This window comes from Streptomyces sp. NPDC058008 (assembly GCF_042886395.1).
GTDB lineage: Bacteria > Actinomycetota > Actinomycetes > Streptomycetales > Streptomycetaceae > Streptomyces.
The window spans coordinates 254,203-276,519 of record NZ_JBHVQX010000006.1 but is presented as its reverse complement, the minus strand read 5'-3'; the positions used below and the strand labels follow the sequence as shown (position 1 = coordinate 276,519).

The window sequence follows — 22,317 nt, the reverse complement described above, 5'->3', positions numbered from 1 at the left end:
CCACTCCAGTTGCGAAGGAAGACAATGATCATTCTCGGGTACAACGGCTTCTCCCGTATCGCCGAACTCTTCGGCAAGCACTACGGCTACACCGCCGACAGCGTCGACCGGCACAGTTTCCTCGGCCATGATGCGGCGGCAGCCCTCTTCATCGACGGCGAGCTGGTGGCCGCGGTGGAGGAGGAGCGGATGAACCGGCAGAAGAAGACGACGGCCTTCCCCGTCAACGCCATGAACTGGTGCCTGGAGAAGGCCGGGCTCAGCTACGAGGACGTGGACCGTTTCGCGTTCGGCTGGAACTTCTCCGCGGAGTTCGCCGACACGGCCATCAAGGCCATCGCCGACGCTCCGGTCCCTCCCGAGTACAAGTTCCAGGCGCTGGGCTCCTTCGGTGAGATCTACACCGGAGCCTTCAGCCGCACCGCACTGATAGAGGACTTCACGCGCTCCACCGGATACGCCCTGCCCGACGAGAAGCTGATCACCGTTCCGCACCACCGCGCCCACCTGGCCTGCGGCCGGATGTTCGCCGGATTCGAGGACGCGGCGTTCTTCATCAGCGACGGGCAGTCCGAGAAGGACAGCGCGATCATGGGCGAGGTGCGCGGCGGCAAGGTCGAGGTGTTCGACCAGTACACCATCGACTCCGCCAACTCGATCGCCCAGCTGTTCGCCGAGGTCACCCGCTACCTCGGATTCACCCCCAACAACGACGAGTACAAGGTCATGGGGCTGGCCGGCTTCGGCACCCCGGAGACGCAGAACCCGTTCCTGGACCGGATCGTCACCCTGGAGGAGTCCGGGCGGTACTCGCTGTCCCTGGCGCACGACCCGCGTGGCCCCCGGGCCTACCACGCCCTGTTCGACGAGATGTTCGACGGGCATGACGGCAACCGCAACGACTTCGACTTCCGGTTCCGCGTCGCCCACGCCGCCCAGCACATGGTCGAGGTGGTGACCGAGCACCAGCTGCGCGCGCTCGCCGAGGCCACCGACCTCCGCGACCTGATCTTCGAGGGCGGGCTCGCGCTCAACTGCGTCAACAACACCAAGCTGTTCGAGAACCTGCCCTTCGAGCGCGTCGAGGTCAGCTTCGGCGCCAGCGACCCGGGTGTCTCGATCGGAGCCGCGGCCCACGCCGCCGTGGCCGAGTCGGAAGTCCTCGCTCCCGCCGGGTCGCCCTACCTCGGCCCGGCGTACGGCGCCGAGGAGATCCGCGCCACGCTCGACACCTACGCGTCCTCGGTCACCTGGAAGGAGATGCCGACCCAGGAGATCGTCACGACGACCGCCGAACTGCTCCAGGGCAGGACCGTCATCGCCTGGTTCCAGGGACGTACCGAGTACGGTCCCCGGGCACTGGGCAACCGCAGCATCCTGGCCAACCCCGCCCACGCGGACATGAAGGACATCATCAACACCCGGGTCAAGCATCGGGAGGAGTTCCGCCCGTTCGCCCCGATCGTGCTGGAGGAGGACGCGGCCCGGGTGTTCGATCTGGGCAAGAAGGAGCGCTCGCCCTACATGACCTTCGTCTTCCCCGTCCGGCCCGAGTTCCAGGACAAGGTCGCTGCGGCCATGCACGTCGACGCCACCTCGCGGATCCAGACGGTCACCGAGGAGAGCAACCCGCTGCTGGCCGGGCTGCTGCGCGAGTTCACCGCCCGCTCGGGGGTGCCCTGCCTCGTGAACACCTCGTTCAACGTCGCCGGAGAGCCGATCGTCTGCTCCCCGAAGGACGCGGTCGAGTGTTTCCTCGGCACCGACATCGACCACCTGGTCATCGGCGACTTCCTGGTCTCCAAGCGATGAGCGGACCACGAGCGGCGGCGACCGCACCCGGGGAAGGAGTCGTGTGGCGCACCCGCACGGCACTCGGACTGGAGGCGGTGGGCGCCGTCGCGACCGTCACCTCGGTGATCGCCCTCGTCGAGACCTGCCGGAGACTGCTCGCCGGGGGCGCCTCCGAGAGCGGTCTCCTGCGCCTGGTGCTCGCCGCCGCCGGCGCGGCCGCGGCCGGGCTCGTCGTGCAGACGGCGGGCCGGGCACTGAGCCGGGAGGCGGCCGTCCGCAGCCAGGAGTTCCACCGTGCCGCGGTGGCCTCCCGGCTGCGCGGCGACCCCGTCGCCAGGCTGCTGCACGCGTCCTGGCGGGAGCGGGGCACCGCCCTGGGCCGCGATGTCGTCGCGGTCGGGCTCATGGCGGGCCGGGCGGGGTCGGAACTCATGTCGGCCGTCCTGCTGTCCGTGCTGTCGATCGGCTACCTCTTCTGGGTCGACTGGGGGATGGCGCTGGTCACGCTGACCCCGATCCTGCTGGGATTCGTGACGTTCGGCGTGATCTCCGCCCGCTTCTTCCGGGACATGAAGGACGACTACGAGGCGAGCATCGGGGCGCTGGACGTCGTGGGGCCCCGGATCGGCCTCGACGCGAGGATCAACCGTGCCGGTTCACGGGCCCGTACGGCCGCCGAGGCGAAGACGTCGGCCCGTCGGCTCGCCGACGCCACCGACGAGTTCAGCGGCTTCTTCATCGCGCGCATCGGAACCCTGCTGGGCGGCAGGGCACTCGCCGAGATCGCCTTCTCGCCGCTGACCGTCCTCGTCTTCGTCCTCGTCGCGGGCGTGCCCATGGTCCGGGCCGGCTGGCTGCCCCCGGCCGACCTGGTCCCGTTCGTCCTGGTGGGAGCCGGACTCGCCGCACCGCTCCTGGCGATCACGTACGCGGTCGAGGAGGTCGGCGAGGGCAAGAAGGCGACGGCGCAGCTGACCGGCTTCGTCTCCGGCGGTCCGGTCGTGCCCGGCGGGGAGATCCCGTTCGAACTGCCCGAGCGCGGGGTGCTGACGGTCACCGAGCCCGACCCCGGGGCCGCCGGCCGGCTGATCGACCAGGTCGCCGCCGTCGTGCCCCCCGAACGGTTCGCGGCGGTCGGGGCCGAACCGGCCGTGGTCGTCGGGCCGGTCCTCGCGTACATCACGGCCGACCGCCCGGACCGCGGCGCGGACGCGGCCGAACGCGCGGCCAGGACCGCCGGGGTCCACGACGCGGTGTCGGCGCTGCCCCGCGGCTACGCCTCGGTCGTCGGGGACGACGCCTCGCTGTCACGTCCCGAGCTCCAGCGGATCGCCCTCGCCCGGGTGCTCGCCGGGGACCGTGACGTCGTCCTGCTCGACGAGCGGGCCTTCCCCGGCGACCCGGACGTGCTCCGCGCCGCGGTGGAGGACCTGCGCGAACGGGCGGCCGTGGTCGTCGTGTCCGCCGGCCCGTCCGGTGACACCGCGGGGGACTTCGCCCTGGCGAACGCGTCACGCCCCGCCCAGTCCGCCGCACCGTCCGGGGAGACCAGCCGATGAGACCCGTCCTCGCACGCTTCATGTCCCTGTCGGAATCCGGGAGACGGCCCGTGGTCTCCCTGATGCTGTTCCTGCTCCTCGGCGCGATCACCCAGGGCATCGCGTTCACCCTGGTGGTGCCGGTCACGGACGGCGTGTTCGCCCGTGGCGGACCGGTCCCCTGGGGGTGGACGGCCCTCCTCGTGGGCATCGCCGCGGTACATGCGGTACTGCACTACCGGAGCGTGCCCATGGGAAACCGGCTGGGCGCCGACCTCGTCACCACCCTGCACCGCGCCGTCGCCGAGCGGACCTCCGCACTGCCCGCCAGGTCCCTCGGCCCGGACCACGCCGACCGGCTCGCCTCGCTGGACGGCACGGCGGTGGTCGTACTGATGGGCCTGCCCGCACACGTCCTGCGCCCCCTGGTGGCCGCCGTCGTCACGCCGTTGACGGTGATCCTGATCGCCGCCTTCGTGGAACTCCGCTTCGCGGCGGGGCTCGCGGTCGGCCTGGTCGCCATGGCGGCGGCATCCTTCGGCGCGGTCCGGCTGCTCACCCGCGCGGAGGAGACGGACAGCGCCGACTGGCTCCGCCGGTTCGTCTCGGAGCCCGCCGCCGAGGAGCGCTCCGGCGCTCGACGCGGGCGTACGCCGTCACGACTCCTCCCCGCCGTGGGGGAGGTGCTGCCGTGGCGGGTCGTGGAGATCGCGCTCTGCCCGGCCGTGGCGATCTGCGTCGTGCTGGCGACCACGGACGGCCTGCCGGCCGGCACGGCCGTGGCCCTCATCGTGCTGGCGGTGCTGACCTTCCGGCCGATGATGGAGGCGGCACTGCTGAGCAGCACCGTCATGAAGTCCCGCGGGGTCCTGACCACGATCGGCAGGCTCCTCGACGCCGGCGACGCCGAACCTCCCCGGGGCGGCTGGCCGGAGCACGCCGACATCGAATTCGACGACGTCCGTCTGCTCGCCGGGAGCACGACGGTGCTCGACGGGGTCTCGTTCCGGCTGCCCGCCGGCACGACCTCCGTGGTCACCGGCACGCCCGACGGCCACCGCCTCGCGCTGGGCGACCTGCTGGCGGGGGACGTACCGCCGAGCTCGGGACGGGTACGGATCGGAGGGGTGGACGTCGGCCTGATCGCCCCGTCCGGGATCAGCCGGAACCTCCACAGGGTCTCCCCGGCGGATCCCGCGCACACCCGGGAGGAGGCGGCCCGCTTCCTCGGATTCCCCGAGAGGCCGGACCTGCCGGACCTGCCGGGCGTGGCGGCCGCCCTGGACCGGCTGCACCGCACCCTGTCCGCCCCCTCCGGGACCCCCGGGCCGGACCTGTCCGGCCCCGACCGCTGGCGGCTCGCCCTGCTGCTCGCCCTCTCGGCCGACCCCGCCGTGGCCGTGGTGGACGCGACCGGCTGCGAGGAGATACCCGCCGACGACCCGGAACTGGCCGACCTGCTCACGGCCTTCACCCGTGGCCGCACCTCCCTGCTGATCCCCGGAACCGGACACACCCCACCTCCCTGCGACGCACTCCTGGCCGTGGACGGCACCCACGTCTCCGGTGGCACCCCGCACCACATCACCTGAAGGACATCGAGAAGCGGAGGAACCAACGATGACTACGGAACAGATTGCCGGAGTGGACGCACTGGTCCACGGGCTCCGCCGGTACGTCGAGTCGCTGCGGGCCTCGGCCGGCGATTCGGTCGCGGTGCGCAGACTGATGAACGACGTCGACCGGCTGGAACTGGATCTGAGGGACCTCCGCCTCCCGCAGGCACCCGCGGGAAGGGGCGGCGACATGATCCAGGTTCCGGACGCCGCCGAAGGCGACCCCGAGCAGTGGCACGGCATCGACGACGAGGGAATCGGCGGCCACCGGCGTCACCACCCCTGAGCTCCAACGGCCGCGTGCACAGGGCCCCCGGGCCCGGTCACCGGCCTCCTCACCTCGCACCTCCGATGGACGGAACGAACGAATGACCTTCCCTGAATCCGCCCAGGACCCGTGGATCCGAACCTTCCACCCGGCTCCCCAGGCACCCCACCGCCTGGTCTGCTTCCCGCACGCGGGCGGCTCGGCCAGCTTCTACTTCCCCGTCTCGGCCGGACTGGCACCCGAGGTGGACGTGCTGACCGTGCAGTACCCGGGCCGGCAGGACCGCCGCAGCGAGCCGGGCATCGTGGACATCGGCGTCATGGCGGACCGGGCGGCCGAGGCACTGCTCCCGTACGCCGAACGGGGCCCGCTCACCCTCTTCGGCCACAGCATGGGGGCGTGCGTGGCCTTCGAGGTCGCACGGCGCCTGGAGCGGACCGGCCAGGGACCGGCGCACATCTTCGCCTCCGGGCGGCGCGCCCCCTCCAGCTACCGCGACGAGAACGTGCACCGGCGTGACGACGACGGCATCGTGGCCGAGATGCGGGCGATGAGCGGCACCGACGCCCGGATCCTCGGCGACGAGGAACTCCTGCGCATGGTGCTGCCCGCCATCCGCAGCGACTACCGGGCGGTGGAAACCTACCGGGCCGAACCCGACGCCTCGGTGAACTGCCCGGTCACCGCCCTGATCGGGGACGACGACCCCTGGACGACCCACGACGAGGCCCGCGCCTGGGAGAAGCACACCACGGGCCCGTTCGAGCTCATGGTCTTCTCCGGGGGCCACTTCTATCTCAGCAGCCGTGCGGCCGAGGTCATGGCCGTCCTGGAGAACCATTTCGCCACCGGGGGAGCGCACCGGTAGGGAGTCCGGGGCCCGTCCTGAGGCAGCGGCGGGTCCGGCCGGCTCGCACCGGACCGCCGGCCGGACCCCGTCGCAACGGGAGCGACGGGCCCTGCGCCACCGTGCGCACGGCCGTGGAAGCGGTCCACCATCACCGCACAGGGGGCACCACGGCCTGCCCCGCGCGGGGGGCGTGGACCGGCCCCCGCACACGGCCGGCCACTCCACCGGGCAGGTGGCCGGCCCCGCGCGGCGCCGGTCATGTCGCGAGGAGGGCACCGCCCCTGAAGAACCCGCCCGAGGTGCGGCGCGCCTCGGCCGCCCTCCGGCACCGCGTCACGGGCGGGAGGCGAGCGCCGTCCGGATCTCCCGGACGAACGGCTCCAGGTCACCCGGGTCGCGTGAGGTGATGAGCGTCCAGCCGCCGGAACCGTCCGTCACGACCGGCTCGTCGGTCCACTCGCCGCCGGCGTTGCGGATGTCGGTCCTGAGCGAGGGGTACGAGGTCATCCGCTTGTTCGGGACGACGCCGGCCTCGACCAGGGCCCAGGGGCCGTGACAGATGGCGGCGACGGGTCGGCCGGAGTCCGTGAAGGAACGGACGATCCCGGTAGCGGCGCTCCGCAGCCGCAGGGCGTCCGCGTTCAGGGTGCCGCCCGGGACGAGCAGCAGGTCGTAGTCCGCGGGATCGGCGTCGTCCAGCGTGAGATCGGGACGTACGGTCCTGCCGGGATCCTTGTCGCCGACCAGCGTCACGATGTCGTCCATCGACACCGCCGCCACGTCGACCCGCGCTCCCGCACCGCGCAGGTGTTCGAGGGGCACCAGGAGTTCGTCCTGCTCCACGCCGTAGTTCGTGACCACGGCCAGTACCTTCCGCTGCCCCGCTCCATCACCGGTCATCGGCTGTCACCCTTCCTCCGGACGGCCCACCGGGTCGCGGGCCGTGATCGTGCTGTTCTCCTGATCGCCGTGGGCACGTGTCCCGGCCGGGATCAGGTCCCGTCGTCGTCCTGGATGTGGACCGCGGCCTCCTCGGCCGACGCCGCGCCTCCGTCGATGCCGACATCGCGGCCCAGGACCCTGTTGTTCTGTGCGGCGCCGGGTTCCTCGTCGGTGGTGGTGACGCGTCCGGCGCGTTCGTTCCCGGCGTCGTCCTCCTCGGGGCCGTTGTCCTCCGGCCCCTCGTGGGCCTCGCCGGTCAGCAGCGGGTCGTCCTCGGGTACCTCCTGCGCGAGGCGGCGGTCCAGGGATTCACCTTCGCGCTGCTCCTCGCCGGTGGTGCCGTACTTCGAGACGCCCAGCGGCTTCTCGGGCGGGGAGTATCCGGTGTCCAGGATGTCGTCGAGGTCGGGTTCGTCGATCACGTTCTCGGGGTCGAGTTCGTCGGTGGGCCCGTTGTCGGTGTCGGATCCGTCCGGCTGGTAGACGTCGTCACCGCGTCCTTCGTCCTGCATCGGGCTTCGCTCCTTCCCTGGGGGGTGTGCCGTGTCCGCAGTCGCCCGCTCGGGGTCCGTGCGGCGTCACCGCTCTTCTGCCCACGCGCGGGTGTCTCATCGATGCGGTTCCCCCGGTCGGCCGTGTGCCCTTCCCGGGGGTGCACGGCCCGGCTGCCCGCGAGGCGGATGCCCTGGTCAGGCCTGTGGTGGTCACACCGTGTCGGCCTCGGCAGCTTATGGCCGTTCCCGGGGCACTGCGACCGGGAACGGCCGGGTGCCCGCGCCGGCGGGGGCAGGCGCCCGGCCCGCCCGCCAGGTCTGGACGGGCGGGGAGAGGGAACACGGCGAAACGCCGGGGTGAGCCCCGGTCCCCCCGCGGCCCGGGGGGACACACCGCAGCGACGGGAACGCCCATGCCGACCGACATACCGGACAGACCCGCAGCGCTCGCCGGCGGGCCCTGGCCCCCGCGGCCCGGCACCGGGCCGGTGGACCCGCACGACGGCGAGGAACGCCGTAACAGGGGTGAGGAGGGTCCGCACGGCGGCGAGGAGCGCCCGCTCAGGGCCGAGGACGGCGTGCGCGGTGGTGAGGAGCGCCCGTACGGAGATCGGGAGCGGTCCGACAGCGGGCGGGAAGGCGTGGCCGGGAGCGGGGAGCGCCCCCGTGGCGCGCGGACCGCCCGGGGCACGGGGAGGGCCGTCGGTGTCATCGCCTCGGCGACGGTCTGCCAGGCCGCCCTGATGGTGGGGCTCGGACTCCTGGTCACCGGTCCCGGGGCCCGGGTATGGCCGCTGACCGCCGAGGACGAGGTGACCGACGGGCTGGAGCGGGCCCGTACCGGCATCCTCGACACGGTGTCCCTCGTCGTGTCCGAGGCGGGGAACACCGCCACCGTGGTCGCCGGCACCCTCCTCGCGTGCGTCCTCGTACTCCTGGTCCCGAGGCTTCCCCGGTGGCGTGACGCGCTCTTCCTCGCCGTCGCCGTCTCCCTCCAGTCCCTGGTCTTCCTCGTCATCACCGAGGCGGTGGACCGTACCCGCCCCGACGTGGACCGCCTCGACGCCTCGCCCCCCACCTCCAGCTACACCTCCGGACACACCGGTGCGGCGACCGCCCTCTACGCCGGACTCGCGGTCCTCGTCCTGCGCCGGGCCAGGGGGCCGTGGCGCAGACCCGTGGCGGCGCTGCTCCTCCTCCTGCCGCTGCTCGTGGGCCTCGCCCGGGCCTACCGGGGCATGCACCATCCGACGGACGTCGCCGGAGGCCTGCTCAACGGCGGACTGTCCCTGCTGATCGTCGGGAGGGCCCTGCTGGCCGGACCGCACGTGCCGGCCGCCCGGCCCGCCCGCCCGGCCGCCGGTGAGGAGCCGCTCCCCGGCCCGGTGACCGGTCCGGCCCCCGGCCGTACCGTCGTGGTCTTCAACCCCACGCTCACCGACGAGGCCGCCCGCGCACGGCTGAGGCGGGTTCTGGAGGACCACGGCCACCACGGTGCGGACTTCGTGCCGACCACGGCGGACGACCCGGGGAAGGGGCCGACGGCGCGGGCGGTACGCGAAGGGGCGTCACTCGTCGTGGTCTGCGGCGGCGACGGGACGGTCCGCGCCGTCGCGGACGCGCTGGCCGGTACGGGCATCCCGCTCGCGGTGGTCCCCTGCGGCACCGGAAACCTCCTCGCGCGCAACCTCGGCCTGCCGGTGAGACCGGCCAAGGCCCTGGCGGGCGCCCTCGGCGGCGTCCCGCACCGCGTCGACCTGGGACGGATCGAGGGCGACGGCATGGAAGCGGCGCACTTCACGGTGATGTCCGGGGCCGGGCTCGACGCGGCGATGCTGGAGAGCACCGGCGACCGCGCCAAGGCGGTGCTCGGCTGGCCCGCCTACGTCCTGGCCGGCCTGAGGGAACTGCGCGCCCCCCGGATGCGCCTGACCGTCCGCATCGACGGGGCGCGGCCCCTGCGGCGTACCGCCCGGATGGTGCTCGTCGCCAACACCGGCAAGGTGCAGGGCGGCGCCGCGGTCGTCCCCGCCGCCAGGCCCGACGACGGCCTGCTCGACCTCATGATCCTCGACCCGCACGGACCGGCCGGCTGGCTGAGCGCCCTGGTGTCGGTGCTGCGCCGCCGGCCCGAGGGGGAACACCGGCACGCGGGACCCCGCGGTTCCGTGGAGTACTTCACCTTCCGCCGGGCCGAGATCCGCTTCGCGACACCGCAGCGGCGAGAGCTGGACGGGGACCCCGTGCCCCCGGGCCGGCGGCTCGTCGCCGAGGTCAGGCCCGGTGCGCTGACGGTGCTCATGCCCGTGGCAGGAGCGTGAGATGGGCACCGCCACCAGGGTCCCGCAGACCCGCGACATGGCCGGCAGCGAACTCTCCGGCGACGAGGCGCTGGCCACCCTGCGCCGTTACGGCCGCTGGCCGCTGCTGCGCGACTCGTTCGTCCGCTTCCGCTACGCCGACGGCTTCAGCCACTCCCGGGCGCTCGCCCTCCAGACCGTGCTGGCCGTCGTACCGCTGGTCATCGCCTTCGTCGGGCTGTCGACGGCCCTGCACACCGAGGACCTGGGCAGGGTGGCGGAACTGACGATCCACCGCATCACGGCGGGGCCGAGCGCCGAGGTGGTCGACGACGCGCTGGACCGCAGCCGGCGCAGGGCCGACGACGGGGCCCAGGTCGCCCTCTGGTTCGGGCTGCTCTTCTCCCTGGCCAACACCACGACGGCCATGTGCCAGGTGGAGCGCGGCGCCAACCGGATCTACGGGGTCGAGCGCGACCGCGTCTTCCACCGGAAGTACCTGCGCGGCCTGGTGATGTCCCTGACCGCCGGTGTCCCGCTCGGCCTCGGCTTCGTCGCGATGGTGGCGGGCGGCGACCTGGTGGCCGCCGTGGCGGACGTGTACGGCCTCGGCTCGGGCCCCCGGTCCGCCTGGGACGTGCTGCGCCGCCCCGTGGGGGTGCTGCTCGTCATCCTGTCGGCGAGCGCCATCTTCCGCCGCTCCCCGCGCCGCCGTCAGCCGGGCTACACCTGGCTGGCCTTCGGCGCCGCCGTGTACCTCGTGCTCTGGACCACGCTGACCTGGCTGCTCAGCCTCTATCTGGAGATCAGCGGTTCGTTCGACACCGTGTACGGCCCGCTCACCGCCTTCATGTCGCTGCTGCTCTGGGCCTACCTCACCTCCATCGCCCTCTTCCTCGGCCTCTCCTTCGCAGCGCAGCTGGAGGCCGTCCGGGCCAGGCGGCCCGGCCCCGTACAACCCGACCCGGGAGCCTGAATGACCGCACGACCCGCCCACCCGGCCGAACGACGGGACCGCCGGGACGCCGACCGCAGATTCGGGATCCGGCTGTTCGGTTCCGTGGCCGTCGCGGCCGTGGCCGCCGTGCTCTTCGGTCTGCTGCTGGTCCTGGTGGAGAGCGGATGGCACCCGCTGCGGCGCCTCGACGCGGGCGCGGCCGGGTGGCTGAACCGGGCCGCCCTCGACCACCCGGCCTGGACCGGCACCCTGCGCTTCTTCTCCGACGTGGTCTGGGACCCCGTGACCCTGCGGGCGGCGGTCGCCGTGCTCACGCTGTGGCTGGTCCACCGCCGCGCCTGGCGCCTCGCCGCCTGGTCGGCCGTCACCGCCGTGGCCGGCGGACTGATCGGACTGCTCGCGAAGACCGTCGTGGAGCGGGCGCGGCCCGCCCTCCCGGATCCCGTCGCGCACGCCCCCGGCTTCTCCTTCCCCTCCGGTCACGCGATGACGGCCACCACCTCCTTCGCGATCCTGCTGCTCGTCCTCCTTCCCCTGGTGCGCCCGGCCCTGCGCCCGCTGTTCTGGGCCGTGGCCACGGTCTCGGTGCTGGGCGTGGGGTTCACCCGGGTCGCGCTCGGCGTCCACTGGTTCAGCGACGTGGCCGGGGGCTGGACCCTGGGTCTGGCCGTGGTGGCACTGACCGGCTGGTCCTTCGAGGCGTGGCGCGCCGACGCCGGTCTCGGGCGTGCGGACGTGGCCGGGGGACTGGAGCCGGAACTGGGCGACGACGACCCCGAGGCGACCGGGACACCCTCCTGAAGGGAACGTGTGTTCTATTGAGTGGGTAGACTTGTCACCATGTCCGTTCATCTCCAGGGTTCGCTGTTCGACCAGGCCGACCGCCCGCGCCTCGGCCCTCTCACCGGACTGCGCAGGACCGTCCTCGGTGACGGGGCGTGGATCGATCTCCTGCCGGGCTGGCTGAGCGGCGCCGACGAGCTCTTCTCCGAGCTGGCCGAGGAGGTGCCCTGGAAGGCCGAACGCCGCCAGATGTACGACCGCACCGTCGACGTGCCCCGGCTGCTCGCCTTCTACCGCGCCGGGGACACGCTGCCGAGCCCCCTGCTCGACGAGGCGCGCGACGCGCTGTCGGACCACTACGGCGACGAACTCGGAGAGCCCTTCACCACCGCCGGGCTCTGCTACTACCGCGACGGGCGCGACAGCGTCGCCTGGCACGGCGACCTGAGCGGACGCGGCTCGCACCAGGACACGATGGTGGCGATCCTCTCCCTCGGAGCACCCCGCGACCTCCTCCTGCGCCCGTGCCGCGGCGGTGAGACCGTGCGCCGTCCGCTCGGCCACGGCGACCTGATCGTGATGGGCGGCTCGTGCCAGCGCACCTGGCAGCACGCCGTCCCCAAGACCGCGCACGCCCGGGGGCCGCGGATCAGCGTCCAGTACCGCCCTCGCGGAGTGCGCTGACACGGAGGGTCTCGGGGACGGCACCGGCCTTCGAGCTGCTCACCGGTGTGCTCGTCGGCGCGCCCGTCTTCTCGTCGTTCCGCTCCGCCGACCCTCGCGGACGCGGGCACCGGCAGAACGCCCTGCTCATCGCGGTGGACCCGGCGGCCTTCGGGGACCCCGGCGAGTTCACCCGGGGTCTTCCACTCGGGCGAACGCTCCGCCGTACGGGCCGGTCCGTGCGCCGGGCGTCGGCGCGCGGGGGGCAAACAGGGGGCAAGCAAGGGGGACGGGTGAAGGGGGACGGGACACGGCTGCCACCGTGTCCCGTCCGGCCTCCGCGGAAGGGGTGCCGGCACAGTCCGCGCGCCGGGTGACGGTGCCGGGCGTGGTGCCGAGGTCCCGCCGGCTCAGGTCGCCGACGAGACGCGCTTCGGTTCCCGCACCGCGGCGCGCACCGGCCGCGACCGGGGACCGAACACCGCCAGGGCGACGGCGCCCACCATCCAGACACCCGCGATGAAGTAGAAGACGCTCTGGTATCCGGTCCGGTTGTAGAGCGCCGCGATGATCAGCGGGCCCGCGGCGTTCGACAGCCGGCCGATCCCGTAGGTGATGCCCGTCCCCAGGGAGCGGCTGCGGGTGTCGTAGAGCTCGGGGGAGTAGGCGTACGCGAGGGCGGTGTAGCCGCGCTCGAAGAGGTTCACCAGGAAGCCGAAGATCACGATGAGGATCGGGTCGAACGTCAGCCCGTACAGCAGGCCGCACGCGGCGATGACCGTACCGAACGCCACGAGGCACCACTTGCGCTCGAACCGGTCGGTGACCAGCGACGCCAGGAACGAGCCGAGCGGGGCACCGACCGTGGTGAGCGCGATGTAGAAGACGGACTTCTCGACGCTGAAGCCCTCCTTGGCCAGCAGGGTGGGCGCCCAGCTGGAGTAGCCGAAGAACCCGATGGTCTGGGTCACCCACAGGACCGTCAGCAGGAGCGTCGGGGCGAGGTACTTCTTGCGCAGCAGCAGGCGCAGCGGGGCCTTGACGGCCGGGGGCTCCTCGACGGGTTCCGCCGGCTCGGCCAGCGGTCCCTTCTCGGCGCTCACCGAGGCCTCGATCTCCCGCAGCACCGCGTCGGCGGAGGCGTGGTCGCCCCTGCTCTCGTACCAGCGGGGCGACTCCTTCAGGTGCTTGGAGAAGAACACGAGCAGGACGCCCAGCGCACCCCAGAGGTAGACCAGCCGCCAGGACCAGTCGCTGAGCGGGACGACGAGGCTGGCGACGAGGTTGGTGGCCGGTGTGCCGCAGATGCCGATGACCATGGCGTACGCCTGGTACTTGCCCCGGACGGCGGCCGGGTACATCTCGTTGACGTAGATGACCGCCACCACGGTCATCGCGGACAGGCCCGCCGAGGTGAGCACCCGGAAGACGCCCAGTGAGAAGACGTCCCACGAGAACACCGAGACGAAGGAGAAGAACCCGAAGAACAGTGTGGTGCGCAGCAGGGTCTTCTTGCGGCCCCACCGGTCGGCGACGGCTCCCGCCGCGATGGAGCCGAGGAACATGCCGACGAACGACAGCGAGGTCACGTAGGCGACCTGGTTGACCGTCACTCCCCAGAGGTCGATGAGCTTCGGGGCCGTCGTCGCGAAGCTGTTGATGTCCGCGAACTCGAAGAAGTAGGCGAACGCGACGGCGAGCAGGGTGGTCTTGTGGAAGCGGGAGATCGGCAGCCGGTCCAGCCGGTTCGCCGCGTTGGCGTGCTGCATGGGGACGGTCCCTGTCGGAGTGCGGGTGCGGGTGCGGGTGAGGAGGGGGTCAGACGCCTTCGCCGGGCCAGTACAGGCGCATCGGGTTGTCGACGAGGAGCCGCTGCCGCTGCTCGGGGGTGACCGCGATCCGCGGTACGTGATCGACCAGGAGCCCGTCGTCGGGCATGTGACCGGTGAGGTTGGGGTGCGGCCAGTCCGTGCCCCACAGGACGCGGTCGCCGAACTCCTCGACCACGCGGCGGCCGAAGGGCACGACGTCGTCGTACGCGTGCCGCTCGCCGTCCAGGGCCGGGGGGCCGGTCACGCTGAGGCGCTCGGGGCAGGTGACCTTCACCCAGACGTCGTTGGAGCCGACGAAGCGGAGGAAGCGGCTGAACTCCGGACCGCCCGCCGGCAGGCGCACGTCCGGCCGGCCCATGTGGTCCACCACGAGCGGGGCGGGCAGGGAGGCGAAGAAGCCCTCCAGCTCGGGAAGATCGGCGCTCTCGAAGTAGAGCACGATGTGCCAGCCCAGCGGGGCGATCTTCTCCGCGATCCTGGTCAGGTCCTCCTTCGGGGAGGTGGTGACCAGCCGGCGGAGGAAGTTGAAGCGCACGCCACGCACCCCCGCCGCGTCCAGGGCGCGCAGTTCGGCGTCCGTGACGTCGGGGCGGACGGTCGCGATGCCGCGGGCCCGGTCACCGGCCGCGCGGACCGCGTCGGTCATGGCGCGGTTGTCCGCGCCGTGGCAGGTGGCCTGGACGACGACGGCACGGCTGACGCCCAGCCGGCCGTGCAGCGTGGCGAGGTCGTCCTTCCCCGCGTCGCACGGCGTGTACGTGCGCTCGGGGGCGAAGGGGAACGCGGCCTGCGGTCCGAACACGTGGCAGTGGGTGTCCACGGTGCCCGCCGGAAGCCGGAACTCCGGTACGGACGGATCCTGGTACCAGTCCAGCCAGCCCGGGGTCTTGGGGGAAGGCACGCTCATGGGGTCTCCTGTGGGTTCATGGGGCAGGGCGCGGGGGCGTGTGCGCCAGGTCGCGGTGTGCGGCGGGCGCACCGGACGCGCCGGGGCCGACGGGGACGGCGCGGGCCCGCCGGCCCCGCGCCGGCGGTCAGTCGACGTAGCGCAGTCCCGCGGCCTCGAGCGGGCCGCGCATGCCGTACATGTCGAGGCCGAGTTCGCCCGCGGCGAGGCGGCGGCGCTTGCCCTCCTCGTTGTCCTCCCGGCGGCGTGAGGCACCGGCGGCCTCGGCGACCCGGCCGGCGGGTACGACGACCACGCCGTCGGCGTCGGCGACCACGACGTCTCCCGGGTGCACCAGTGCGTTGGCGCAGACGACGGGCACGTTCACCGAGCCGAGGGTCGCCTTGACGGTCCCCTTGGAGTTGACGGCACGGCTGAAGACCGGGAAGTCCATCTCCCGCAGCTCCGCGACGTCACGGCATCCCCCGTCGATGACCAGGCCCACGCCGCCCCGGGCGCGCACCGAGGTCGCGAGCAGCTCGCCGAAGAACCCGTCCTCGCACTCGGTGGTGCAGGCCGCGACGAGGACGTCGCCGGGCTGCAACTGCTCCACGGCCACGTGCAGCATCCAGTTGTCGCCCGGCTGGAGCAGCACGGTGACCGCGGTGCCGCACAGGGCCGCCCCCGGGTAGACGGGGCGGATGTAGGGGCGCATCAGTCCGCTGCGGCCGATGGCCTCGTGGACGGTGCTGACGCCGTAGGGCCTCAGGGCCTCGACGTCCGAGGGGTCGGGGCGTCGGACCGAGCGGTGGACCACTCCGAGTTCGTACATGGCTGTGCTCACTTCCTTCGGCGGGGTTCTCAGCGGCCCTGGCGCTTCAGCAGGGCGTCCAGGCGCGGGTACACGGAGCGCGCGTTGTGCTCCTGGACGGCGGCCAGCCCCTCCGGGGACAGGGCCGCCGCCTCGGCGTAGCGGCGCGTGTCGTCGAAGTGATGGCCGGTCCGCGGGTCGATGTCGCGGACGGCGCCGATCATCTCCGAGGCGAAGAGGATGTTCCGGGTGGGCACGACGTCGTAGAGGAGGTCCGACCCCGGCTGGTGGTAGACACACGTGTCGAAGTAGACGTTGTTCAGTACGTGCTCCTCCAGCGGCGGCTTCCCGAGCGCCATCGCCAGACCCTGGAACCTGCCCCAGTGGTAGGGGACGGCGCCGCCGCCGTGCGGAATGACCAGCCTGAGCGTGGGGAAGTCCCTGAACAGGTCGCCCTGGACGAGCTGCATGAACGCGGTGGTGTCCGCGTTCAGGTAGTGCGCGCCCGTCGTGTGGAACGCGGGATTCACACTGGTGCTGACGTGGACCATCGCCGGGATGTCGTACTCGGTCATCTTCTCGTACACGGGGTACCAGGAGCGGTCGGTGAGCGGCGGAGCCGTCCAGTGGCCCCCGGAGGGGTCCGGGTTCAGGTTCAGCGCGACGGCGCCGTACTCCTCGACGCACCTGGTGAGCTCCGGTACGCAGGTCGCCGGGTCGACGCCCGGTGACTGCGGGAGCATGGCGGCCGGGACGAAGCGTTCCGGGTACAGCCGGCTGACCCGGAAGCACAGCTCGTTGCAGAGGGCCGCCCACGCCGCGGAGGTGCTGAAGTCGCCCACGTGATGGGCCATGAAGGACGCCCTCGGCGAGAAGACCGTCAGGTCGATGCCGCGCTCGTCCATCAGCCGCAGCTGGTTCGGCTCGACGCTCTCGCGCAGCTCGTCGTCGCTGATCCTCAGATCCGCGCCGCGGGGGGTGGCGGACGGGTCCCCGAGCCCGGCGATCTGCTTGTTCCGCCAGGCCTCCAGCGCGGGAGGGGCCGTCGTGTAGTGGCCGTGGCAGTCGATGATCATCGCTGTTCCTGTCCGAAGTGCGTGCGTGTCCGCCTGCGGATACCCGGCCGCAGGGCCGCGTCCCGGCCCGCCTTCTCCGGCCGGCCGCCACGCCACCGTAACCGTCGATGAAATTGTTGACAATATGCCTGACGAGAAAGTTTCAGGCATCATCGCTGATGTCGCGGCAGGGTGTGCGCGGCGACGAGGATGTCCCGACGACGTACGGAAGGCGGAGGGGTGACGTCGAATCAGGCCACCGGCCGGGAGGGCCGCAGCGCGGTCTCCAGCGGCATCAGGGAGGCGCTCGCGGCGGGCGACATGGTGCCCGGACAGCGGCTGGTCGAACAGGAGCTGTCCGAGGTCTTCCGGGCGACACGGAGCTCGGTGCGCGAGGCGCTCCAGGACCTGGCCGCCGAGGGCCTGGTCGAGCTGATCCCCCGGCGCGGGGCGCGGGTGCGGGTGATCTCCATCGAGGAGGCGGTCCAGATCACCGAGTGCCGGGCCCTGCTGGAGGGGCTGTGCGCCCGCCGGGCGGCCGAGTACGCGACCGACGAGGTGCGCCAGGAGCTCCGGGGCATCGGAGAGGCGATGAACCGGGCCGTCGGCGACGGTGACCCGGACGCCTACTCGGTGCTCAACCGCCGGCTGCACGAACGCATCGGCGAGGCCGGAGGGCAGAAGGTGGCGCAGGCGCTGCTGGAACGGATGAACGGCCAGATGGTGCGCTACCAGTTCCGTCTCGCCCTGCGCCCCGGCCGTCCGGCCCGGTCGCTGCCGCAGCATCTCGCCATCATCGACGCGGTCGTCACGGGTGACCCCGACGCGGCGGAGGCGGCGGCGCGGGCCCACGTCGAGAGCGTCGTCGACGCGCTGAGGGAGACCCCCGCACCGGTCCGGGCGGGCTGACGGGCGGCGGCCGGGGCCCCCGGGAGGGTGCCGCCCGGCGCCCCGGGCCCCGGCACAGGTCTCCCGCCCGGGCCCCGGCACAGGTCTCCCGCCCGGGTCGCGGACCCGGGCGGGAGACAGGGGAGCGGCGCCGGTCAGGCGAGCAGCTTCTCCTTGGCCTTCTGGTACTCCTCCTGGCTGAGGTGGCCCCTGTCCTTGAGCTCGGCGAGCCGCGCGAGGTCGGACACGTGACCGCCACCGGTCCCCGCGTCCCCGTCGTCACGGGCCGCCTGCCGCACGTACTGCCGGAAGGCCGCCTCGCGGTCCTTCGCGTGTTCGGCCTCGCGCCGCCCCATGCCCCGGCCGCGGGCGATCAGGTAGACCAGGACGCCCACGTAGGGCAGCACGATGACGAAGATGACCCACGCCGCCTTGGCCCAGCCGCCCAGCGAGTGGTCCTGGAAGATGTCCGAGACCACCTTGAAGAGCAGGAAGAACCACAGCACCCAGAGGAACACGTACATCATGGTGAGGAAGAGGTTCAGGAGCGGATAGTCGTCCATGGGCCTACTCCGATCGCGCGGATGGTCCCTCCTTCATACGTCCGCCCCCGCCCTGCCGCATGTCCGGCGGCTCAGGCCGCGAGCAGGTCGAGGAACGCGGTGAGCTTCCCCCGGGTCCGCTCGATCTGCTGCTCGAGGGTCAGCGACTCCTCGAAGCGCCCGCCGGGAGCGGGGTTCTTCCTGCCGCGCACGTACAGCGAGCAGTCGAGGTCGGTGCAGAGGTAGATGCCCACCGAATTCCCGTCCCTGCCCGCCTGCCCCCGCTTCCGGGCGGTCATCAGCGACACCCCGCTGCCCGGATGCGTGGTCAGGCAGACCGAGCACATGCTGCGGTGCAGGAAGCCGCGCTGCTGGGACGGGAAGCGCAGCGTGATGCCGGTGAGCTCGCCGCGCAGCTCGGTGACGAGGTAGCTCCGGTCAGGTGCCGAGAGGTCCCGCCAGCCGAGGAAGTCCAGGTCGTCCCAGCGGCGCTCCTCCAGGTCCCGGGGGAGTGGCAGGCGCTTCGCCTCGCCCTTGGAACAGTTGACGAACGACGCCCGGATGTCCTTCTCACTGACGGCTCTCATGGCGTCGACGCTAACTCTGCCTATGAGCCCTAGGCAAATGAATAACAGCTCTAGGCAGGATCCTGGGGCCCGGCGATCCGCAGATGGTGGGCCGGTGGATGCCCGATGCCGAGATCCGGGCGCCAGACGGCCAGGATCTGGGCCGAGGGATCGAACAGGGGGCCCGGCAGCTCCTCGGGGACCGTCCACCGCCACACGCTGACGAGATGCGGCTCGGTGGCCCGGGCCGTCGCGGACCCCACGCTCACCAGCGCGCCCATGCTGATCCGGTTGATGCCGCCCACCACGTCGTGCACCATCGCGAAGACGCTCACCGCCCCGGCCGGCACCACGAGCCCCGTCTCCTCGCGCAGCTCCCGCGCGGCGGCCGCCGCCACCGACTCGTGCACGGGGTCCACCTTGCCGCCGGGCAGCTCCCAGGTGCCGCTGCGGTGCCGCCCGAGCAGGATCCTGCCCTCCCCGTCCTGGACGACGACACCCACACCGAGGGAGGCCTGGGCGAGCGGCGGACGGCTGTTCCTGGAGGAGGTGTTCACGGGATCGGTGGTCATGGGCTGCGCTGCTCCCGGCTGGTCGGATACGGGTCTCCAACGGACCCCGCCATCCTCACACGGTCCTCACGCCACCAGATTGAGGGTGGTCTCCGATACCCCCAGGCGGATGGACTGACCCCACGTCAGCTCCAGTGCGTCGGACTCCATCCCGTCCCCGAACACCACCATCCGGTCCGACTCGACGGTGAGCCGGAGGCCGTCCCGGCGGCCCAGCTCGCCCGCGACCAGCGAGGTTCCGGTGGCCGGTGACGGCCAGGCCTCGCGCACGAACCAGACCAGGCGCGGATCGGAGGGGGCAGGCAGCCGCAGCGTGCCGCCGCGCTCCAGCCACAGGGAGCGCAGCCAGCCGGTGGAGCCCGTGCCCGTGCCCACCAGGACACCGGAGGACGCCTGGGGCTCCCCGGCGGAGGGGGAGCCGTCGGGACCGATCCGGTAGCGGGCGGTCTGGTGGCCGGGCGGCCCCAGGTAGATCTCGTTGAGCGCGAGCAGCCGCTGGGTGTCGTCGGCGACGGCCTCGGTCATCGTCAGGGCGTCCACCCGTCCGCCGGGGGACAGGGCCGACCGGCACAGTGCCGCCGTGTCACGGGCCCGGTGGCGTACGAGGACCCCGGGGTTGCGCCCGGGGTCGGTGTCGATGCCCACCACCGGCTGGCCGGACAGGTACTTCGCGACGTTGGCGACCAGCCCGTCCTGCCCGACCACGACGACCACGTCCTCGGGTCCGAACAGGAAGCGGTCGAGGCCGGCCCGCTCCACCCGGGTGCGGCGCCACCGCAGCGGCACGGCGGCGGCCACCTCGGTGAGCGCCTGCCCGGTGCGCCGGTGGCGCTCCGCCACCTCGTCGATGGACCGGCCGCGTCCGGCGAGGACGAACGCCGCCTGCCCGTGGGTCCCGTGCCGTGCCAGCAGTTCCTCGTACTCGGTCGTGCGGTGCACCAGCACCGCCCTCGGGGCCAGGCTCACGCCCGCTCCTCCGGCTCCGGCCTGCCGAGCCGGGAGAGCAGTCCCGTCAGGACGTCGGGGGAGAGGATGAGGCTGTCGATGCGGGGCAGGTTCTCGGCCAGCCGCGTCGCGGCCAAGGCGTGCAGCGTGCCGGGCCCGGCCTCCGCGTGCGCCCTCAGCCAGGCGGCCTGCGCCTCGGCGCGTGCCGCTCCCACCTCGCGCGCCGCCTCCGCCTCCGCCCGCGCCAGCCGCACGGTGCGGGCGGCCTCCGCGTCCGCGCGCACGCCGTCGGCCGCCGACTTCTCCTCGGCCTCCCGGCGGGCGTTGGTGCCGCGCTGGTCGACCAGTTGCTCCTCGCGGCGCGCGAGCTCGATCTTGCTGGAGAGCTCGTTCTCGGCGATGGTGCGCTCACGCTCCACCGCCACCGCCCGGCGCTCGTACACCGACCGGTCCGCCTCCTGCTGGATCTGCTCCCTGGCCGGGGTGCGCAGGGCGCGCTCGACCTCCGCCTCGGGGCGGATGGCCACGACGCGTACGGCGACCACGTCGATGCCGGTGGCGGGCAACCGGGGCTCGGCCGCGAGCCCGGTGGCCACCCGCTCCCGCACGGCGGCCACCCCGTCCACGAGGGCGGCGGCCAGCGGGGTGCGGGCCAGCACGTCCAGGGCATGCTGCTGCGCGGTCTCGGTGAGCAGGGTGGCGATCTGCTCCAGGGGCGCTCCCCGCCAGACCCCGGTGTCGGGGTCCACCGAGAAGTCGAGCCGGGCGGCGGCCTCGGCCGGATCGCTGATCCGGTAGGTGACCGTGGCCTGCACGGTGACGTCCTGGAAGTCGGCCGTGCGGGCGTGGAAGGCCATGGCCAGCTCGCGGTCGTCGACGGGGACCTCGGAGAGCGCGGCGGAGAGCGAGCGGTACCAGAAGCTCAGGCCGGGGCCGTCGTGGGCGAGCCGGCCGCGCTTGTGGTGGCGGATGTGGGCGGTGGGTGCGGAGCGCAGGTGCCGCCAGCCGAAGCGCCGGGTGATGTCGGCCATGTCAGGACCCCCTCTTTCTCGTCATGGAGACGATAAAGGGTCGCCCGAGATCTCGTCAAGAGGACGAGAAGGGGGTGGCGGGCGCGAGAAAACGGCCGGCCGGCGGTCTCCTGGGAGACCACCGGCCGGTGGTGCGCCGACCCCGTCCCCACGGTGCGGCGCGTAGGTGGGCCGTCGTCATCCGCTCGGGCGACGGCCCACGTTCATAGGGTCCCGCTTCCCGGGGGAGCGGGCGGGGACGGGGGGAGGCCGAGTGCCGGGAGCACGGCGCACTCGATGAAGCGGGTCAGGAAGGCGTCGTCGGCGTACCGCTCCGCCAGGAGGGGCCGGGCACGCATGATGCCGAGCACCTGGGCGGACACGTAGTCCGCCGCCGGGTTGCCGGCCTCGATCTCGCCGCGCCGGACGGCGCGCTCGACCATCGCGTCGATCGCGGCGATGGCCGGGGCGATCAGCGTGGAGCGCAGTGCGCACAGCAGGTCGGGGTTCTGGAGCGCCGCGTGGCTGAGCGCGTGCATCAGCGCGGTGTCCTTGCCGGACGCCGCGTCCACCGCCCGTGCGGCCTCGTGCAGATCGCCGCTCAGGCTGCCGGTGTCGATGTCGGAGAGCAGGTTCCTGCGGGTGCCGTGCAGGGCGGCGACGACCAGTTCCGGCTTGGATCCCCACTGGCGGTAGAGGGTGGACTTCCCGCACCGGGTGCGGGAGGCGACGCCCTCCATGGTCAGGGATTCGTATCCGCTCTCCCGCAGCAGGTCCAGCACGGCGGTGTAGAGCTCCTGTGCCCGCTCGGGTGTGATCTTCGACCGGCGTGACGCGGGTGCCGACTCCTGTGCTGTACCGGGCGACTGCATCTGCTTCCCTCTTTGCGGCTCTGCGGCTGGGGACCCTCGATACGCCAGTGTACCGATACGCGCGTGTACCGATACGCCTGCGTATCGGTACACTGGCGTATCGATACGGCGTGGAGCGGCCACGCCTGCGAC

The 22,317-nt window shown here is 72.7% G+C and carries 22 protein-coding genes; 10 read left to right on the top strand and 12 right to left on the bottom strand.

The features are described from left to right. Positions 1–24: 24 nt before the first annotated feature. The 5 genes from ACFVS9_RS08695 (at position 25) to ACFVS9_RS08675 (ending at position 6,084) form a co-directional block, all read left to right on the top strand. The gene (locus ACFVS9_RS08695) at positions 25–1,812 is read left to right on the top strand and encodes a carbamoyltransferase (protein ID WP_389931070.1); all 1,788 of its coding nucleotides are present in this window, start codon (positions 25–27) and stop codon (positions 1,810–1,812) included. Then, complete coding sequence (locus ACFVS9_RS08690; RefSeq protein ID WP_389931068.1) at positions 1,809–3,353, top strand: hypothetical protein; 1,545 nt, start codon at positions 1,809–1,811, stop codon at positions 3,351–3,353. Before ACFVS9_RS08695 ends, ACFVS9_RS08690 begins: the two co-directional genes overlap by 4 nt. Then, the gene (locus tag ACFVS9_RS08685; RefSeq protein WP_389931066.1) at positions 3,350–4,924 is read left to right on the top strand and encodes a hypothetical protein; all 1,575 of its coding nucleotides are present in this window, start codon (positions 3,350–3,352) and stop codon (positions 4,922–4,924) included. Before ACFVS9_RS08690 ends, ACFVS9_RS08685 begins: the two co-directional genes overlap by 4 nt. A gap of 28 nt (positions 4,925–4,952) precedes the next feature. Next, complete coding sequence (locus tag ACFVS9_RS08680; protein ID WP_383115127.1) at positions 4,953–5,234, top strand: hypothetical protein; 282 nt, start codon at positions 4,953–4,955, stop codon at positions 5,232–5,234. Between the two features lie 82 nt (positions 5,235–5,316). After that, on the top strand, positions 5,317–6,084 hold the full coding sequence (locus ACFVS9_RS08675) for a thioesterase II family protein (RefSeq protein WP_383115126.1): 768 nt from the start codon (positions 5,317–5,319) through the stop codon (positions 6,082–6,084). 315 nt (positions 6,085–6,399) lie between these two features. Here ACFVS9_RS08675 and ACFVS9_RS08670 read toward each other — a convergent pair whose 3' ends face one another. Beyond that, positions 6,400–6,966 (bottom strand): type 1 glutamine amidotransferase domain-containing protein, encoded by a 567-nt coding sequence (locus ACFVS9_RS08670; RefSeq protein WP_383115125.1) that lies wholly within the window; start codon positions 6,964–6,966, stop codon positions 6,400–6,402. 92 nt (positions 6,967–7,058) lie between these two features. Beyond that, a complete protein-coding gene (locus ACFVS9_RS08665; protein ID WP_383115124.1) occupies positions 7,059–7,520 on the bottom strand; it encodes a DUF5709 domain-containing protein in 462 nt (153 codons plus the stop codon). 725 nt (positions 7,521–8,245) lie between these two features. Here ACFVS9_RS08665 and ACFVS9_RS08660 point away from each other — a divergent pair. From ACFVS9_RS08660 to ACFVS9_RS08645, 4 genes are read left to right on the top strand one after another with little or no spacing between them, the layout of a single operon-like run. Then, entirely contained in the window at positions 8,246–9,823 is a 1,578-nt protein-coding gene (locus ACFVS9_RS08660) for a diacylglycerol kinase family protein (protein ID WP_389931081.1), read from the top strand. 1 nt (position 9,824) lies between these two features. Next, entirely contained in the window at positions 9,825–10,778 is a 954-nt protein-coding gene (locus ACFVS9_RS08655; protein ID WP_389931063.1) for a YihY/virulence factor BrkB family protein, read from the top strand. After that, positions 10,779–11,561, top strand: a complete 783-nt coding sequence (locus tag ACFVS9_RS08650; protein ID WP_389931061.1) for a phosphatase PAP2 family protein — start codon at positions 10,779–10,781, stop codon at positions 11,559–11,561. Between the two features lie 39 nt (positions 11,562–11,600). Continuing rightward, positions 11,601–12,227 (top strand): alpha-ketoglutarate-dependent dioxygenase AlkB, encoded by a 627-nt coding sequence (locus ACFVS9_RS08645; RefSeq protein WP_389931059.1) that lies wholly within the window; start codon positions 11,601–11,603, stop codon positions 12,225–12,227. Positions 12,228–12,616: 389 nt separating this feature from the next. Here the strand turns inward: ACFVS9_RS08645 and ACFVS9_RS08640 are convergent, their stop codons facing one another. The 4 genes from ACFVS9_RS08640 to ACFVS9_RS08625 form a co-directional block, all read right to left on the bottom strand. Beyond that, a complete protein-coding gene (locus ACFVS9_RS08640) occupies positions 12,617–13,975 on the bottom strand; it encodes an MFS transporter (RefSeq protein WP_383115119.1) in 1,359 nt (452 codons plus the stop codon). Between the two features lie 49 nt (positions 13,976–14,024). Then, positions 14,025–14,945 carry an amidohydrolase family protein gene (locus ACFVS9_RS08635; protein ID WP_383115118.1) on the bottom strand — a complete coding sequence of 307 codons (921 nt, stop codon included), beginning with the start codon at positions 14,943–14,945 and terminating at the stop codon, positions 14,025–14,027. A gap of 127 nt (positions 14,946–15,072) precedes the next feature. Continuing rightward, complete coding sequence (gene ligK / locus ACFVS9_RS08630; RefSeq protein ID WP_383115117.1) at positions 15,073–15,756, bottom strand: 4-carboxy-4-hydroxy-2-oxoadipate aldolase/oxaloacetate decarboxylase; 684 nt, start codon at positions 15,754–15,756, stop codon at positions 15,073–15,075. Between the two features lie 29 nt (positions 15,757–15,785). Beyond that, entirely contained in the window at positions 15,786–16,811 is a 1,026-nt protein-coding gene (locus tag ACFVS9_RS08625; RefSeq protein WP_383115116.1) for an amidohydrolase family protein, read from the bottom strand. Between the two features lie 189 nt (positions 16,812–17,000). On the opposite strand from ACFVS9_RS08625, the gene ACFVS9_RS08620 reads away from it, so the two are divergent. Further along, positions 17,001–17,699: a GntR family transcriptional regulator gene (locus ACFVS9_RS08620; RefSeq protein WP_389931056.1), complete on the top strand. Its 699-nt coding sequence runs from the start codon at positions 17,001–17,003 to the stop codon at positions 17,697–17,699. 134 nt (positions 17,700–17,833) lie between these two features. On the opposite strand, the gene ACFVS9_RS08615 is transcribed toward ACFVS9_RS08620, so the two are convergent. The 6 genes from ACFVS9_RS08615 to ACFVS9_RS08590 form a co-directional block, all read right to left on the bottom strand. Then, complete coding sequence (locus ACFVS9_RS08615; RefSeq protein ID WP_383115114.1) at positions 17,834–18,241, bottom strand: SHOCT domain-containing protein; 408 nt, start codon at positions 18,239–18,241, stop codon at positions 17,834–17,836. A gap of 71 nt (positions 18,242–18,312) precedes the next feature. Beyond that, positions 18,313–18,807 (bottom strand): FBP domain-containing protein, encoded by a 495-nt coding sequence (locus ACFVS9_RS08610; protein WP_383115113.1) that lies wholly within the window; start codon positions 18,805–18,807, stop codon positions 18,313–18,315. A 50-nt stretch (positions 18,808–18,857) separates the two neighbouring features. Next, positions 18,858–19,358 (bottom strand): NUDIX hydrolase, encoded by a 501-nt coding sequence (locus tag ACFVS9_RS08605; RefSeq protein WP_389931054.1) that lies wholly within the window; start codon positions 19,356–19,358, stop codon positions 18,858–18,860. Positions 19,359–19,424: 66 nt separating this feature from the next. After that, complete coding sequence (locus tag ACFVS9_RS08600) at positions 19,425–20,324, bottom strand: hypothetical protein (RefSeq protein WP_383115111.1); 900 nt, start codon at positions 20,322–20,324, stop codon at positions 19,425–19,427. Next, on the bottom strand, positions 20,321–21,334 hold the full coding sequence (locus ACFVS9_RS08595) for an SPFH domain-containing protein (protein ID WP_389931052.1): 1,014 nt from the start codon (positions 21,332–21,334) through the stop codon (positions 20,321–20,323). The genes ACFVS9_RS08600 and ACFVS9_RS08595 overlap by 4 nt, the downstream gene beginning before the upstream one ends. A 203-nt stretch (positions 21,335–21,537) precedes the next feature. Continuing rightward, the gene (locus ACFVS9_RS08590) at positions 21,538–22,185 is read right to left on the bottom strand and encodes a TetR/AcrR family transcriptional regulator (RefSeq protein ID WP_389931050.1); all 648 of its coding nucleotides are present in this window, start codon (positions 22,183–22,185) and stop codon (positions 21,538–21,540) included. Between the last annotated feature and the right edge of the window lie 132 nt (positions 22,186–22,317).

Excerpts from the sequence above, each read along its gene's own strand:
- ACFVS9_RS08665 (WP_383115124.1), bottom strand. The coding sequence starts at position 7,520 with ATGCAGGACGAAGGACGCGGTGACGACGTCTACCAGCCGGACGGATCC.
- ligK (WP_383115117.1), bottom strand. The coding sequence starts at position 15,756 with ATGTACGAACTCGGAGTGGTCCACCGCTCGGTCCGACGCCCCGACCCC.
- ACFVS9_RS08640 (WP_383115119.1), bottom strand. The coding sequence starts at position 13,975 with ATGCAGCACGCCAACGCGGCGAACCGGCTGGACCGGCTGCCGATCTCC.
- ACFVS9_RS08675 (WP_383115126.1), top strand. The coding sequence starts at position 5,317 with ATGACCTTCCCTGAATCCGCCCAGGACCCGTGGATCCGAACCTTCCAC.
- ACFVS9_RS08590 (WP_389931050.1), bottom strand. The coding sequence starts at position 22,185 with ATGCAGTCGCCCGGTACAGCACAGGAGTCGGCACCCGCGTCACGCCGG.
- ACFVS9_RS08680 (WP_383115127.1), top strand. The coding sequence starts at position 4,953 with ATGACTACGGAACAGATTGCCGGAGTGGACGCACTGGTCCACGGGCTC.
- ACFVS9_RS08695 (WP_389931070.1), top strand. The coding sequence starts at position 25 with ATGATCATTCTCGGGTACAACGGCTTCTCCCGTATCGCCGAACTCTTC.
- ACFVS9_RS08670 (WP_383115125.1), bottom strand. The coding sequence starts at position 6,966 with ATGACCGGTGATGGAGCGGGGCAGCGGAAGGTACTGGCCGTGGTCACG.
- ACFVS9_RS08625 (WP_383115116.1), bottom strand. The coding sequence starts at position 16,811 with ATGATCATCGACTGCCACGGCCACTACACGACGGCCCCTCCCGCGCTG.
- ACFVS9_RS08610 (WP_383115113.1), bottom strand. The coding sequence starts at position 18,807 with ATGAGAGCCGTCAGTGAGAAGGACATCCGGGCGTCGTTCGTCAACTGT.
- ACFVS9_RS08595 (WP_389931052.1), bottom strand. The coding sequence starts at position 21,334 with ATGGCCGACATCACCCGGCGCTTCGGCTGGCGGCACCTGCGCTCCGCA.
- ACFVS9_RS08615 (WP_383115114.1), bottom strand. The coding sequence starts at position 18,241 with ATGGACGACTATCCGCTCCTGAACCTCTTCCTCACCATGATGTACGTG.
- ACFVS9_RS08650 (WP_389931061.1), top strand. The coding sequence starts at position 10,779 with ATGACCGCACGACCCGCCCACCCGGCCGAACGACGGGACCGCCGGGAC.
- ACFVS9_RS08655 (WP_389931063.1), top strand. The coding sequence starts at position 9,825 with ATGGGCACCGCCACCAGGGTCCCGCAGACCCGCGACATGGCCGGCAGC.
- ACFVS9_RS08685 (WP_389931066.1), top strand. The coding sequence starts at position 3,350 with ATGAGACCCGTCCTCGCACGCTTCATGTCCCTGTCGGAATCCGGGAGA.
- ACFVS9_RS08620 (WP_389931056.1), top strand. The coding sequence starts at position 17,001 with ATGTCCCGACGACGTACGGAAGGCGGAGGGGTGACGTCGAATCAGGCC.
- ACFVS9_RS08690 (WP_389931068.1), top strand. The coding sequence starts at position 1,809 with ATGAGCGGACCACGAGCGGCGGCGACCGCACCCGGGGAAGGAGTCGTG.
- ACFVS9_RS08645 (WP_389931059.1), top strand. The coding sequence starts at position 11,601 with ATGTCCGTTCATCTCCAGGGTTCGCTGTTCGACCAGGCCGACCGCCCG.
- ACFVS9_RS08635 (WP_383115118.1), bottom strand. The coding sequence starts at position 14,945 with ATGAGCGTGCCTTCCCCCAAGACCCCGGGCTGGCTGGACTGGTACCAG.
- ACFVS9_RS08660 (WP_389931081.1), top strand. The coding sequence starts at position 8,246 with ATGGTGGGGCTCGGACTCCTGGTCACCGGTCCCGGGGCCCGGGTATGG.
- ACFVS9_RS08605 (WP_389931054.1), bottom strand. The coding sequence starts at position 19,358 with ATGACCACCGATCCCGTGAACACCTCCTCCAGGAACAGCCGTCCGCCG.